This is a genomic window from Flavobacterium glycines, assembly GCF_900100165.1.
Taxonomy (GTDB): Bacteria; Bacteroidota; Bacteroidia; order Flavobacteriales; family Flavobacteriaceae; genus Flavobacterium; species Flavobacterium glycines.
Map to the genome: position 1 here is coordinate 1,065,886 of NZ_FNEO01000001.1, position 15,091 is coordinate 1,080,976.

The window sequence follows — 15,091 nt, forward strand, 5'->3', positions numbered from 1 at the left end:
AAGGGTTGAAAGTACTATAAAACCAAATCAGTTAGATTAATAAATGGTTAAGAATTATTTTTTTTAACAAATCGGCCTATTTTTTAAATGGAATAAGAGAGGTGATTTTTAATTGTTTTCTTCTTTTTCGTGTTCCTCAATGTCTTTAGTAAGGTCTAATTTTCTAAAAGAAGGGGAGATAATCCCGGTTGTTAAAACTACTAACAGGGTCATGCTTCCGCCAAAAACCACTGCGGTGACAGTTCCCATCAATCGGGCGGTTAATCCGCTTTCAAAAGCACCTAATTCGTTCGAAGAACCAACAAACATAGAGTTTACAGCCGAAACCCTTCCACGCATGTTATCGGGAGTTTTGATTTGTAAAATAGTCTGGCGAATCACCACCGAAATACCATCGAAAACACCACTGAAAAACAGCGCTAAAAGTGAAACCCAAAAAAACGTAGAGAGACCGAAAATGATGATACAAACTCCAAATCCAAAAATAGCTCCTAATAATTTCATTCCTGCATTTTTACTCAAAGGAACATAAGCGGTAATTAACATAGTCAGGAAAGCGCCCACAGCAGGTGCAGCTCTTAGAAAACCAAAACCTTCTGGCCCCACTTTTAATATATCCTGAGCAAAAACCGGTAATAAGGCAACTGCACCACCAAAAAGCACAGCAACCATGTCCAGTGTTATTGCTCCTAAAACGGTTTTGTTATTAAATACAAATTTGATTCCTTCTCCTAAACTTTGCATTACAGGTTCTCCAATTTTAGGATTTAGAATTGGTTTTTTACTGATTTGTGATAAAGCCAATAAAGCCATTACAGAGCAGGCAAAAACCAGACATAATGACCAGTGAACTCCCATAAGTGTGATTGAAAATCCTGCAACAGCCGGACCTACAACCGAACCTATTTGCCATACCGTACTACTCCAGGTGGCGGCATTAGGATAAACTTTTTTTGGAACTATTAATGATAACAGTGAAAAAATAGTTGGTCCAAGAAAGGCTCTTACCAATCCTCCCAGAAAAACCAGAAAATAAATGCAGTATAAAATAATTTGTTTCGAAAATCCTTCAACGACAACAGGCCAGGTTAAAAGAAATAATCCAAAACTAATCACTGAGAAACCGAAAATACATTTCATCAGCAATCCTTTTTTCTCTTTTTGGTCTACTATATGTCCTGCAAATAAGGCTAGTGAAACGGCTGGAATTACTTCCATTAAACCAATAATTCCTAATGACAGCGCATCTTTAGTGATGCTGTAAACCTCCCATTCGATAACAATAAATTGCATAGACCAGGCAAAAACCATGGCAAAGCGAAGAAATAAAAAGGTGTTGAATTCTTTGTAACGCAAGGCTGCGTAGGGATCTTTTTTATCTAATTTTTTTGAAGTCATTATTGAATACTTTTTAGTCGTAATTGTGTTGAAACGGTACCATTCCATTCGTTTTCATCAATGCAATAAGCAATTTGAAATGGTTTTTGATTCGTTGTTAATTCTATTTTATTGCCTAATCCAAAACCTATTGCAGGAATACCTCCTGTTTCCGGACTTTGGGGCTGTTTTACAAATAGTTTCAAATGTTCTTCCTCCTGACCTAATTTTTTAGCATAGCCTGTATCAATAACATTTTTGGTTAAAAAAACAGGGGTCATATTCATTGGGCCAAAAGGTTCGAATTGTTTTAAGATTCTGCAAAGTTTAGGTGTGATATCCGAAAAATTAATTTCGGCATCAATCTCAACTTCAGGGACAAGTTGTTCGGGGTGGATGGTTTTTTGAACCTGTGCCTCGAAAGCTTCTTTAAAAGCAGCGTAATTTTCAGCTTTTAAAGTCATTCCTGCAGCATACATGTGTCCGCCAAATTGCTCTAAATGTTCTGAGCAGGCTTCCAATGCATTATAAACATCAAATCCTTTTACTGAACGGGCCGAAGCGGCGTATTTATCTCCGCTTTTGGTGAAAACCAAAGTAGGACGATAGTAGGTTTCGATTAATCGGGAAGCCACAATTCCGATAACGCCTTTGTGCCAGTCTTCCTGAAAAACTACGGTTGTAAAACGCTCTTGCTCCCGATTTTTTTCGATTTGTTCAAATGCCTCTTTGGTAATTTGTTTGTCTAAATCTTTTCGGTCGGCATTGTATTGCTCGATTTCCGAAGCAAATTGTTGTGCCTGTTCAAAATCAAATTCGCTGAGTAATTTTACGGCATGATTCCCGTGTTTAATGCGTCCCGCCGCATTGATTCTGGGAGCAATGATAAAAACAACATCAGTAATATCTAAGGTTTGTTTTTTGATTTGGTGAACTAAAGCTTTAATTCCCGGTCTTGGGTTGTTGTTGATGACTTGTAAACCGAAAAAAGCCAGTACCCTGTTTTCGCCGGTTATTGGAACAATATCGGCAGCAATGGCAGTAGCTACTAAATCGAGATAAGGAACTAAATCTTCAATGGTTTCTCCTCGTTTATGTCCTAAAGCCTGAATGAGTTTGAATCCAATTCCGCAACCACACAATTCATCATAAGGATAAGTGCAATCGGTTCTTTTGGGATCGAGAACCGCAACGGCTTCGGGTAAAGTATCTCCCGGACGGTGGTGGTCGCAGATGATGAAATCGATATTTCGTTCTTTGGCGTAGGCCACATGATCAATCGATTTGATACCACAATCCAGCGCTATGATTAGTGTAAATTCGTTATCGTCGGCAAAGTCAATTCCTTTGAATGAAACGCCATAACCTTCGTCATAACGATCGGGAATATAGGTGGCTACATAGGGATAAAAACTTTTAAGATAAGAGGAAACTAATGAAACGGCTGTGGTGCCATCCACGTCATAATCCCCAAAAACAAGGATGCGTTCCTGATTTTCGATAGCGTTTTCAATTCGTTCAATCGCTTTATCCATATCTTTCATCAGATAAGGATCATGCAAATGGTCTAGCGAAGGACGAAAAAAATGTTTGGCTTCCTCAAAAGTTTCAATACCGCGTTGTACTAATAATTGAGCAACAAAATCTTCAACGTTTAAGGCTTGCGCCAAATGTTTGATTTTGTCTTTCGACGGTTTGTGTTTAAGAGTCCAACGCATTTGATTTTAGATTTTAGTTCCGATAGCTATCGGGATAGATTTCAGAATGTAGCAATCTAAAATCTACATTCTGAAATCTAAAATATTTTTATTTTAATTCTAAAGCTGTCCCTTCAAACTGAATTCCATTCCAACCATGAGTGATGAAATTTCTAATGTTTTGGTGATTGGTTCCTTCCGGATCTCCTAAAACTTCGTCACGGTAAAAAGCACCAAAACAAGCTAAGGTTTCAGCTTGAGATAAGTTTTGTAATTGGGCAAAAGCAAATAATTTACAAGAACCTGAATTAGTTCCTGCTGCGTTATGTGTATTCCCGTTTTGAAAAGCTGTTGGCGTAAAATTGTAGTTGGCCTCGATTACTTCAATAGTTTCAGGGAAAGTAACAGATTCAGGTGTTTGTTTTAATTTTTCTAAGAAAGTTTGGATATTCATTTTATGTATTTATTATTCTTCGTCTTTTTGGAATTTATTTTTCTTGGCTTCTTTTACAATAGGTTTTCCGGCAACTACCACAACGATTTCACCACGCGGAGCTGTTTTTTCAAAATGTGCCAAAACTTCTTTCACGGTTCCTCTTCGGTTTTCTTCGTGCATTTTTGAAAGTTCTCTGGAAACACATATCTGGCGGTCTTCGCCAAAATAAGTTACAAACTCTGCTAAAGTTTTCACTAATTTATGAGGAGAAACATAGAGAATCATGGTTCGGGTTTCTTCTGCCAGTTCTAAATAACGGGTTTGACGCCCTTTTTTTTCCGGTAAAAAACCTTCGAAAACAAATTTATCGTTAGGCAAACCGCTGTTGACCAATGCAGGAACGAAAGCCGTTGCGCCCGGAAGACATTCTACGGCAATTCCGTTTTCAACACAGGCACGAGTCAATAAAAAACCCGGGTCGGAAATAGCAGGAGTTCCGGCATCTGAAATCAATGCAATGTTTTCACCCGCTTTTAGCCTCGCAATTAGATTTTCGATAGTCTTGTGTTCGTTATGCATATGATGACTGTGCATATGCGTGCTAATCTCAAAATGTTTCAGGAGTTTTCCGCTGGTACGTGTATCTTCGGCAAGAATCAAATCTACTTCTTTCAGAATCCTAATGGCTCTGAAAGTCATGTCTTCGAGATTACCTATGGGCGTTGGAACGATATATAATTTTGGCATAAATTAGTTACTCTTCGGGGATTTTAAAGGAATTTTTTTTCAATTATTTCCATAAAACGATCTTCATATTCTTCTTTTCCTTCCCAGTTATTGTAATCCGGTTTTACCATATCGTCAATAAAACTTTTGGTTTCGTAAAAATTATCAAATGTGATTAACTGACTCATCACACGATTGTAATCTTCGTTGCTGTTACCAAAAAGATGTTTTACAAATGCAATACGATCGTTCAAATCGATTTCGATTCCTTTTGATAATTTATCGTTTAAAGTAGTTGCTTTTGGAGCAGTTTTTTCGGTCGTTTCAACTGCTTTTTCAACCGGAGTTTCTTCAATCGGTTCTTCCGTTGTTTTCGGAGCTTCAAAAACAATATCCTTAGTTGAAGAAGCCGGGATTTCATCCACTTTAACAAAATCAGGTTCGCTATAATCCAAACCTAACAACTCTTCGAATGAGATTTGTAAAGGTTCCTGTTTTTTAGTTTCTTCTTCCGGTTCCTGAGTCAGTTCAAAAGCGGCTTTGAAAGCAGGAACTTCCACAACTTCATTTTCTTCTTCGATTTCTTCTTCGGCTTCTATTTCAGGTTCTTGTTCCTCAAATTCGATGTCATTATTTTCTAATTCAGCTTCTTCAAGAGTAATTACTTCTTCAGAAGGAATTTCATCGTCAGGATTTTCTATTTCGATTGGAGCTTCAGTAGTTGTAGCTACAATTGTTTCTTGAATTTTTTCCGGAGTTTCTTCAATTGTAGTTGAATCTTTGCTTGTTTGTGTTTCAATTGGCAAAGAGGCTTCTTCTTTATTGTAGATGTTTTCTATCTCTTTTTCAATCTCACTATAACTACCTATGGTAGGTTTAGTGTCGCCGTAATTTTCCTCAATAAATTTTAAAACAGACAGCTTTTCGTATAGTTTTTGGGTTTCCAAATACAATTGATTAACATCAGATTTATCTTTTAGTTGTAAAATTCTGTGGGCGATACTAATTAAATCGGCTTCTAATCTTTTTTTCATAATGGTTAAATTATAGTATGTATTTTGGCGAATGTCTTTTTGTTTATTTGACTCAGAAGGAATTTGACTGCGTTTTTAAATAAGTGCTCATAAACCTTCGAATTGCTAAAAATTTTCTACTTTTGAGAAAGTGTAAAAGTATAAAATCTTAAGCCGATTTTGAGTTTACAAAGTAATAAAAACTATTCATTTTTTAAGTTAGAAAAAATATAAAATGTTTCTCGAAAATACAGTAAATCATAAAGAGCAATTTGGTTGGATTGAAGTAATAAGTGGTTCGATGTTTTCGGGTAAAACGGAAGAATTGATCCGCCGATTGAAAAGAGCCCAATTTGCCAGACAAAAAATAGAAATTTTTAAACCTGAAGTGGATACCCGTTACCATCAGGATATGGTGGTTTCTCATGATGCCAATGAAATTCGTTCCACACCTGTTCCTGCTGCGGCTAATATTGCTATTCTGGCTCAGGGTTGTGATGTGGTTGGGATTGATGAAGCGCAATTTTTTGATGATGAAATTGTGAGAGTTTGTAATGATTTGGCTAATCAGGGGATAAGAGTTATTGTTGCCGGACTGGATATGGATTTTAAAGGAAATCCTTTTGGTCCTATGCCGGCTTTGATGGCCACAGCTGAATATGTAACTAAAGTGCATGCAGTATGTACCCGAACCGGGAATTTAGCGCATTATAGTTTTAGAAAAACAGCTAATGATAAATTAGTCTTATTAGGTGAAACGGAAGAATACGAGCCTTTAAGCCGAGCGGCTTATTTTGAAGCCATGCAGAAAAGTCAGGAGGAATAAGTTTTTTGCAAAAATTAAAATTCGAATTCTATAAGAAATAAAGAAAAGCTTATAATAATTAGTAGTAAATCTTGTTATTATATTTGTATAATAGTAACTTTTTAAAATTGTAAGTCATGAAATATATCTATGTATTAGTAGCTTTTTTAATGATTGTTTCTTGTAAAAAAGCAGATAAAGAAGGCGTGATGAACGATAATCAGACAACTGTGGATTCTATCAAGCAAGCAAGTATCGATTCTATGAAAATGGAAATGGTGAAACAAAAAGCCATTGATTCTATGAAAATAGAAATGGAAAAACAACAAGCAGCTAAAGAGAAAGAGGTAGTTGTTGTTAATCAGACTACTCAGGCGGCTCCGGCTCCAGAGAAGAAAAAATGGAGTAATACTGCTAAAGGTGCCGTTATTGGTGCCGGAGTAGGTGCGGCAACAGGAGCCATAATCAGTAAGAAAAAAGGCGAAGGTGCTATTATTGGTGGTTTAGCCGGTGCAGGTGTTGGTGCAGGTACGGGTGCTATTATCGATAGTAAGAAAAAAGAATAGCGATGTTATTTGATAAAAAGAGAAAGGCTGTTTCATGAATTTGAAACAGCCTTTTTGTTTTTGAAAAACAGGATATTATATCTTTTTTCTCATTCTTGCAACAGGAATATCGAGTTGTTCTCTATATTTAGCAACGGTTCTTCGGGCAATTGGGTAACCTTTTTCTTTTAATAATTCGGCTAGTTGATCATCGGGAAGTGGTTTTTTCTTGTCTTCTTCTTCAATGATGGTTTGAAGGATTTTTTTAATTTCTAAGGTAGAAACATCTTCTCCCTGATCGTTTTTCATCGCTTCCGAGAAAAATTCCTTAATCAGTTTGGTGCCATAAGGTGTTTCTACATATTTGCTGTTGGCCACACGTGAAACCGTCGAAATATCAAGACCTACAATATCGGCAATGTCTTTTAGGATCATCGGTTTCAATTTAGTCTCGTCGCCATCAAGGAAATATTCTTCCTGATAATGCATAATGGCATTCATGGTTACGAAAAGGGTTTCTTGTCGTTGTTTGATAGCATCAATGAACCATTTAGCCGAATCTAATTTTTGTTTGATGAACTGAACCGCTTCTTTTTGAGCCCCCGATTTATCACGGGAATCTTTATAGGTTTGCAGCATTTCCTGATAATCTTTAGAAACATGTAACGAAGGTGCATTTCTTCCGTTTAAGGTCAATTCCAGTTCATTATCAATAATTCTGATGGCAAAATCAGGAACTACATTTTCGGTTATTTTTTGATTTCCGGTAAAACCTCCTCCCGGTTTAGGATTCAATTTTTCAATTTCGTAAATGGCTTTTTTAAGCTGTTCATTCGAAATGCTGTATTTCTGAATCAGTTTGTCATAATGTTTTTTTGTAAAGGCATCAAACTGATTTTCGATAATATCTGCGGCTAATTCAACCGAGTCCGTAGGCGTTTTGTGTTTTAATTGTAATAGCAAACATTCCTGTAAGTCGCGGGCTCCCACACCGGAAGGTTCTAGTTGATGAATGACCTGTAGCATGCGTTCTACCATGTATTCATCAGTGTAAATCCCTTGGGTAAAAGCCATGTCGTCTACCATGTCAGGAATACTACGACGAATGTAGCCCATGTCATCAATACTACCCACTAGGAATTCAGCAATTTCTCTTTCATGATCGTCTAAGATAAAAGTATTCAACTGATTGATTAAATCCTGGTGAAAACTGATTGGTGCAGCCAGTGGCGATTCGCGGGTTTCGTCATCGTCGCTGTAATTGTTTGCCTGTGTTTTGTAATCCGGAGTGTCGTCGTCGCTTAGATATTCGTCGATATTGATATCGTCGGCATCAATACTTTCGGAGTCATTGTAATCATCATAATCATCGTTTTCAAACTCGTCTTTTTCGTATTCCTCTTCTTCTTTTCCGGATTCCAGCGCCGGATTTTCATTCATTTCTTCTAAAAGACGTTGTTCAAAAGCCTGCGTAGGCAATTGAATTAACTTCATCAGCTGAATTTGCTGAGGAGATAATTTTTGGGATAATTTTAAATTTAAAAATTGCTTAAGCATTTGGGTTTAATCGTTTATTTATTTAATCGTTTATTCGTGATAATCGTTTAAATAAATAAACGATTAGCCGATTAAACAATTCTAAAATTCAGCATTCATTGGTGTTCTTGGGAACGGAATTACATCACGAATGTTAGTCATTCCCGTTACAAATAATACCAGTCTTTCAAATCCGAGTCCGAAACCGGAGTGAACCGCACTACCGAATCTGCGGGTATCGAGGTACCACCATAATTCTTCTTCATTAATTCCTAAGGCTTTCATTTTTTCGACCAAAACATCAAAACGTTCCTCTCTTTGTGAACCGCCAACGATTTCTCCAATTCCTGGGAAAAGAATGTCCATAGCGCGAACGGTTTTTCCGTCTTCGTTTAAACGCATGTAAAAGGCTTTTATTTTAGCCGGATAATCAAACAGGATTACAGGGCATTTAAAGTGTTTCTCTACCAGATAACGCTCGTGTTCCGATTGTAAGTCGGCGCCCCATTCGTCAATGCTATATTGGAATTTTTTCTTTTTGTTTGTAGTCGAATCTCGCAAAATGTCAATTGCTTCGGTATAAGAAACCCGTTTGAAATTGTTTTCTAAAACAAAATTCAATTTCTCAAGCAAAGTCATTTCGCTTCTTTCCGTCTGAGGTTTTGATTTTTCTTCTTCTAAAAGTCTTCCTTCCAGAAATTTCAAGTCATCACCGCAATGATCTAAAGCATATTTGATTACATAGCGAATAAAATCTTCGGCCAAATCCATATTGGCATTCAAATCATTGAAAGCCACTTCGGGCTCAATCATCCAAAATTCAGCCAAATGGCGGGAAGTATTCGAATTTTCGGCTCTAAATGTTGGTCCAAAAGTATAAATCTGACCCAAAGCCATCGCGAAAGTTTCACCTTCCAATTGTCCTGAAACCGTTAAATTAGTATGTTTTCCAAAGAAATCTTTCTTGTAATCAATATTTTCTTCTTCATTTTTTGGCAAATTGTCCAATGGTAACGAAGTCACCTGGAACATTTCACCGGCACCTTCGGCATCGGCACCTGTTATAATTGGGGTGTTGACATACACAAATCCTTTTTGTTGGAAATAACTGTGAACCGCAAACGATAACACCGAACGCACTCTCATAATCGCTCCAAAAGCATTGGTTCGTACGCGTAAATGCGCATTTTCACGCAGGAATTCCAGTGAGTGTTTTTTAGGCTGCATCGGGAATTTTTCGGCATCAGAATCGCCAAGGATTTCTAATTCCGAAACCTTGATTTCATATTTCTGACCCGCTCCTTTGCTTTCTACCAAACTTCCGGTTACCGAAATTGCCGCTCCGGTAGTAATCCTTTTTAGCGTTTCATCTGCAGTGTTTTCAAAATCAACTACGCATTGTATGTTGTTGATGGTCGAACCATCATTCAAAGCAATAAACTGATTGTTTCTAAAAGTTCTCACCCATCCTTTAGCATTTACTTCCTCGAGCGTCGTGGTGCTGTTTAGTAAGTCTTTAACTTTTGTGTGTCTCATTTGGGGTAGCGTTGATTTAAAATAGTCTCACGTTCTACATGCAAATATAAAGGATTTGTTTGGAAAAGCCATTGTGGGAAAGGGTGTATTCGGGAGCTGTTTCCCGCTTCCCGATAGCTATCGAGACATTCTATCTTTAACTTTTTAAAGAAAAAAAGAAAAGGATTTCTCCCGAGATTTCGGGACTATCGGGGCTAGGGAATAGTGGAATTAGGTTTTCACAAAGCTGTTTTGTTTCACTAAGATTTAAAATGCCGATTTATATGTCGTCCCTACGGGACTTCGGTTTTACGTTAATTGATTTCCCCGAAATAAATTTCGGGGCTACAATATGGTTCGTTCCTACGGAACTTTTCTGTGTAAATATTGTATAGAAAATCAATTTGTTTTTTGATAAGGTGTCAAAGAGCCGTAGGCTCGGTATATTTTGTAGGGATGGATTTTAATCCATCCACAATTGATGTTAATTTGATGGAGTGCCGTAGGTACGGAATATAATATTTAAAGTTAATTAGGTTTGAAAATCCGGTTGTAAACGCTACGGTTTTTTCTTTTAATTTAAGTAGGTACTCGATCCAATCGAGCAGCAGTTGGGTAGTTTGTCTTCTGTCAAAAAGGTTGTCCTACATTTTTCTTAAATATTAGACAGAATGCTTCGTCAGCTTTTCCATATAGTTTTTCATACCCATCCAAGTTATTAATATACTCATTTAGTTCTTTATTTTTCAAAGTTGTTGTCGACTGCAAGTCTAAAATCTTAAACGGAAATTGGGTGTTGTTTGGATTTGGGGTATGTAAAAATAACGCATCACTATAACTGTCAAAGTCGAGTATAATTGAATAAAGTTGAAACTCAGTTTTCAATCGTTTTGTCTTGTCTACAAGCAAGTCAAAATGTCTAAACAACTTGTCTAGGTGAGGTTTTCGTCTTTTAAAACTGTCGTTACCGTAGCCCTTGTTGTCAAAGTGTAAATGCCAATTGTCAAACCAATTTTCGGGATTATCAAAGTCTAGCCACGTTGCTTTGTTAAGATCATTTTCTGTCGCCAGTTTTTTATAATATCGTTTAAGTCCTCTATGTTTTTTTATTCCTTTCATGTGATTGTTCTGTCGTTCTAAATTGGTTAAAACTCATTTATAAACGAAATAAATCTTTTGCTATCCGTTTTTATTTAGATTTATATGCGAAGTTTTGTTTTTTATTAATCCTGTATCACTTTTTCAGGACTAGACATGTTTTAAAGTTTTAACTATTCTTCTCTAACTCCAAAATCAAATTAGCAATCAAGGCAGTCCATCCGGTTTGGTGGGAAGCGCCGAGACCTTTACCATTGTCGCCATCAAAAAATTCATAGAATAGGTGTTCGTTTTTGAAATGTTCATTTTTGGCAAAATGCATATCGTGATCGTCTGAATGGTATTGGAATTTACCTTCGTTATTTCTTTCAAAAAGTTTAATTAAACGTTTCGTCAGTTCGTTGGCAATTTCATTCAGGTTCAATTTGTTTCCGGAACCTGTTGGAAATTCATAGATGTATGTTGGCCCATAAAAAGTATAATATTTTCGCAATGATTGAATAATCATATAATTCAATGGCATCCAGATTGGCCCGCGCCAGTTAGAATTTCCGCCAAACATAGCCGAACGGCTTTCGCCGGGTTCATACTGAATTTGGTGATGACCCTGGTGTTTAAAAATAAACGGATGGTCTTTGTGGAATTTAGAAAGCGAACGAATTCCGAATTCGGATAAAAACTCATTTTCATCCAGTAAACGAATTAAAAGATGCTCTAATCTAAAACCACGCATGATAGAAAACAGAAAGTTACCGTCTGGGTTGGCTTTTTCTAAATTAGAAATTAAGGAAGCAAGATCCGGTCTGGTTCTGATGATTTCGTTGGCTCTTCTTCTAAAATCCTGTAATTGATCGAATAAATCTTTATGCATGATTTCGACTGCAAATAATGGAATAACACCCACTAAAGAACGAACCCTCAAACGCTCGGTTTTGCCATTTGACATTTCAACTACATCATAATAGAAGTTGTCTTCGTCGTCCCAAAGTGAAATGTCTTTTTTACCTATATGGTGCATGGCCCAGGCAATATTTAAAAAGTGTCGGAAAAACTTAGCCGAAACTTCTTCGTAGATTTTGTTGGTTTTTGCCAGTTCGAGCGACATGCGCAACATATTCAATGAAAACATTGCCATCCAGCTCGTAGCATCGGCCTGTTGCATTTTTTTAATCCCTTCGGGCATGTGATTGCGGTCGAAAACTCCGATGTTATCCAGTCCTAAAAATCCACCCTCAAACATATCTGTACCGCTGGTGTCTTTTTGATTTACCCACCAGGTAAAATTGATTGTGAGTTTTAAGAATGCTTTTTCCAGAAATGAGGTGTCGGCTTTGCCGGTACGCAGTTTGTCTTTTTCGTAAACCGTCCACACTGCCCAGGAATGTACCGGAGGATTCACATCGCTAAAATTCCATTCGTAAGCCGGAATTTGCCCGTTAGGATGCATATAACTTTCCTGTAATACTAAAAGCAGCTGTTGTTTAGCAAAACAAGGGTCGATTTCAACAAAAGAAGCCATGTGGAATGCCAAATCCCAGGCGGCATACCATGGATATTCCCATTTGTCGGGCATCGAAATAACGTGTCGGTTGTTGAGGTGTTGCCAACTGAAATTGCGCAGATTAGTTCGGTGCGCCGGAGATTCTTCGTTGCCACCAAAGAGCCATTTGTGGATGTTGAAATAATAGAATTGTTTGGTCCACAACAAGCCCGAAAAAGCACTTTTTGCAATAGCACGGTGAGCTTCGGGTATTTTTTCGTTTATGGTTTCGTTATAAAAGGCTTCACATTCTGTTTTCCGTTGGTCAAAAATAAAATCGAAATCATGCCAGGGGTTTTCGAGTTCAGTATTGCTCAAACGAACTCTGATGCTTTTTTCTTCACCCGGATTTAAATCTAATAGGTACCAAATAGCTGCTTTCGTACCCTTTTTTTCCGGGTTTACGGTAGGCTGTCCGTTGATAATATGATTATTGATGCCGTCTTTAACGTACTGATATTCGTTAGCGAATCCATAGATACGTTCGTTATTGGTTTCGTTTTCACAAAATAACTGCTCGCCATGTTCATGGTAAAAATAAAAGTCACCAATTCGGCTACTTTTGGAAAGGATTGCATTATTGGAAACCGATTCCATATTCGGTCGCGGATGTCGGTTGTTGTGTTTCCAGAAATTACGAAACCAAAAATGAGGCAATACATGAATTTTGGCTGTTTCGTTTCCTCTGTTTACTACAGTCACTTTCATCAAAATATCCTCAATACCGGCTTTGGCATATTCGATAAAACAATCAAAATAGGCATTGTCTTTAAAAGCGTTGCTGTCCAGGATTTCAAATTCGTTTTCCTCCCGGCTGCGTCTGTTGTTGTTGACTAAATCGCTATACGGAAATTCGTTTTGCGGATATTTATACAGGTATTTATTGTAAGTGTGAGTAGGAGTCGATACCTGATGGAAATACAATTCTTTGACATCTTCACCGTGATTTCCCTGATTATTGGTTAAACCAAATAAGCGTTCTTTTAAAATAGGATCTTTGCCGTTCCAAAAAGCGGGAGCCAAACATAAAATCTCGCGGGAATCGCAAAAACCTCCTATGCCTTCTTCTCCCCATCGATAGGCATTGCTGCGCGCTTTGTCATGATCTATAAATTCCCAAGCTTCTCCATGTTCGCTGTAATCTTCACGAACGGTTCCCCATTGCCTTTCGGCTAAATAGGGTCCCCATTTTTTCCAATTTTTATAGTTGTTAGCAACAGCTAGTCTTTCTGTTTCTGAAGTAGTATGTGCCATATAATCTTTGTCTAGTGTGGTATTAAAAAGCTAAAAACCGATTCCTCAAAAGAACATTTTTCAATGTAATTTTTAGTCGGTTATTAGTAAAAATAAGATTTTTTTCCACAATAGCCCATTCAACGAAACACTATTGTCTAATTGTTGGTATTGTTAAGAAACTTTTTGTTTTTCTAAAAAAAAGAAGTGTTTTTTTTAATGAAGTGGTAGTGGTTTTATTCTATTAAAATACCATCACGATAACTGGATTTTTGTGTTCCGTCTTTTTTATAAAGGATTCCGTTATATTCTTTACTGTCTTTCCATTCACCTGTAAATTTTTCTCCATTGGCATAAAACATCGTTCCCTGACCATTTTGCCTGTTTCTCATAAAGTTTCCTACGAATTTATCTCCGTTAGGCCAGTTATAAGTTCCTTGTCCGGTTCTACTTCCATCTTTCCATTCTCCGGAATATTTTTCACCATTGGTGTAGTTAATTGTACCCAGACCGTCCTTATTACCATTCTTAAAATTTCCAATATAGGTTTCATTTATGGAAACATCTGTGAGTGTACCTTTGCCCTCAAATTGGTTGTCTTTCCATTGCCCACTATATTTGGAGCCATTTATATAGTGAACTGTTCCTTGTCCATTTTGTTTCCCTAATTTAAATTCTCCGATATAAATTCTGATATTTTGGTATATTCTAATTCCTTTACCAGTAAAATTTTCACTTGCTAATTTAAATTTTGAAGGTTTTTTTGGATTTTTTGCAAATGTCCTATATTGTGATTTATTGCTGTTTTCATTATTCCATTGGATTGTAAATTTATCTCCATTTGAGGTAATAAAAGTGCCGATGCTGTCTAATTTAAAATTTTTCCAATTACCAATATATTTGATGCCATTTACAAAAGTTATCGTCCCCTGACCATAAAATTTGTCATTTGCAAATTGTCCAAAATAAATATTGCCATTTTCAAAAGTTAATGAACCTAATCCATGTCTTTTGTTTTCTTTCCATGCTCCTGCATATTTTTCACCACTAAATGAAATGGAAGTTCCTTGTCCATCATATTTGTTGTTTTTCCATTCTCCACTATACATCGATCCGTCTTTGTAGGTCGTTGTACCTTTGCCATGTGATAAACCATCTTTCCATTCTCCAACATATTTGGCTTTGTTTTTTACATCATAAGATCCGTATCCATCCAGTCGATTGTTTTTCCAATTACCTTCGGCAATATTGCCTTTAAAATTGGCTTTGCCTTTCCCATTTGCTATTTTGGTCACTCCATCGTATATAAATTCGCCTTTGTAGTAGCCACAGTTGTTGGGAAAAGGACAAATGTTAATTGAATCATTTTCGGTTGTCTTATATGTTTTTTCTTGACTAGTTGTGTTTTGCGCATTACAAATAAAACTAACTAATAAACAAAGGAATAATAAATGGTTACTCATTTGGAATGGATTATTGTTGTTAAAACTGTTTCCAAATGTATTCATTTTTTAAAATAACTTGTAAGAAAAAGCTTTTTTTAAAACAAAAAACTTCCCACTTTTTAAAG

12 protein-coding genes are annotated in these 15,091 nt (G+C 36.8%); 2 read left to right on the forward strand and 10 right to left on the reverse strand.

Annotation, left to right across the window (positions count from 1 at the left end; genetic code table 11):
• Positions 1 to 108: 108 nt before the first annotated feature.
• From BLR17_RS04195 to BLR17_RS04215, 5 genes are all read right to left on the reverse strand, one after another.
• Positions 109 to 1,398 (reverse strand): MFS transporter, encoded by a 1,290-nt coding sequence (locus BLR17_RS04195; protein ID WP_066327599.1) that lies wholly within the window; start codon positions 1,396 to 1,398, stop codon positions 109 to 111.
• Positions 1,398 to 3,095 (reverse strand): single-stranded-DNA-specific exonuclease RecJ, encoded by a 1,698-nt coding sequence (gene recJ / locus BLR17_RS04200; protein ID WP_066327460.1) that lies wholly within the window; start codon positions 3,093 to 3,095, stop codon positions 1,398 to 1,400. The genes BLR17_RS04195 and recJ overlap by 1 nt, the downstream gene beginning before the upstream one ends.
• Before the next feature lie 88 nt (positions 3,096 to 3,183).
• Positions 3,184 to 3,528 (reverse strand): HopJ type III effector protein, encoded by a 345-nt coding sequence (locus BLR17_RS04205; protein WP_066327458.1) that lies wholly within the window; start codon positions 3,526 to 3,528, stop codon positions 3,184 to 3,186.
• A 12-nt stretch (positions 3,529 to 3,540) separates the two neighbouring features.
• A complete protein-coding gene (gene rsmI, locus BLR17_RS04210; RefSeq protein ID WP_066327454.1) occupies positions 3,541 to 4,257 on the reverse strand; it encodes a 16S rRNA (cytidine(1402)-2'-O)-methyltransferase in 717 nt (238 codons plus the stop codon).
• 23 nt (positions 4,258 to 4,280) lie between these two features.
• Positions 4,281 to 5,270, reverse strand: a complete 990-nt coding sequence (locus BLR17_RS04215) for a hypothetical protein (protein WP_066327451.1) — start codon at positions 5,268 to 5,270, stop codon at positions 4,281 to 4,283.
• 214 nt (positions 5,271 to 5,484) lie between these two features.
• Between BLR17_RS04215 and BLR17_RS04220 the strand changes: the two genes are divergently transcribed.
• Positions 5,485 to 6,075, forward strand: a complete 591-nt coding sequence (locus BLR17_RS04220; protein ID WP_066327449.1) for a thymidine kinase — start codon at positions 5,485 to 5,487, stop codon at positions 6,073 to 6,075.
• A 116-nt stretch (positions 6,076 to 6,191) separates the two neighbouring features.
• A complete protein-coding gene (locus tag BLR17_RS04225) occupies positions 6,192 to 6,620 on the forward strand; it encodes a YMGG-like glycine zipper-containing protein (RefSeq protein WP_066327447.1) in 429 nt (142 codons plus the stop codon).
• 75 nt (positions 6,621 to 6,695) lie between these two features.
• Here the strand turns inward: BLR17_RS04225 and rpoN are convergent, their stop codons facing one another.
• From rpoN to BLR17_RS04250, 5 genes are all read right to left on the reverse strand, one after another.
• Complete coding sequence (gene rpoN, locus BLR17_RS04230) at positions 6,696 to 8,156, reverse strand: RNA polymerase factor sigma-54 (protein ID WP_066327445.1); 1,461 nt, start codon at positions 8,154 to 8,156, stop codon at positions 6,696 to 6,698.
• An 81-nt stretch (positions 8,157 to 8,237) separates the two neighbouring features.
• On the reverse strand, positions 8,238 to 9,671 hold the full coding sequence (asnS, locus tag BLR17_RS04235) for an asparagine--tRNA ligase (protein ID WP_066327443.1): 1,434 nt from the start codon (positions 9,669 to 9,671) through the stop codon (positions 8,238 to 8,240).
• Between the two features lie 609 nt (positions 9,672 to 10,280).
• Entirely contained in the window at positions 10,281 to 10,769 is a 489-nt protein-coding gene (locus BLR17_RS04240) for a hypothetical protein (protein ID WP_066327441.1), read from the reverse strand.
• Between the two features lie 148 nt (positions 10,770 to 10,917).
• Complete coding sequence (locus tag BLR17_RS04245; RefSeq protein ID WP_066327434.1) at positions 10,918 to 13,542, reverse strand: MGH1-like glycoside hydrolase domain-containing protein; 2,625 nt, start codon at positions 13,540 to 13,542, stop codon at positions 10,918 to 10,920.
• Positions 13,543 to 13,757: 215 nt separating this feature from the next.
• Positions 13,758 to 15,029, reverse strand: a complete 1,272-nt coding sequence (locus BLR17_RS04250; protein WP_066327433.1) for an MORN repeat-containing protein — start codon at positions 15,027 to 15,029, stop codon at positions 13,758 to 13,760.
• Positions 15,030 to 15,091 lie beyond the last annotated feature (62 nt).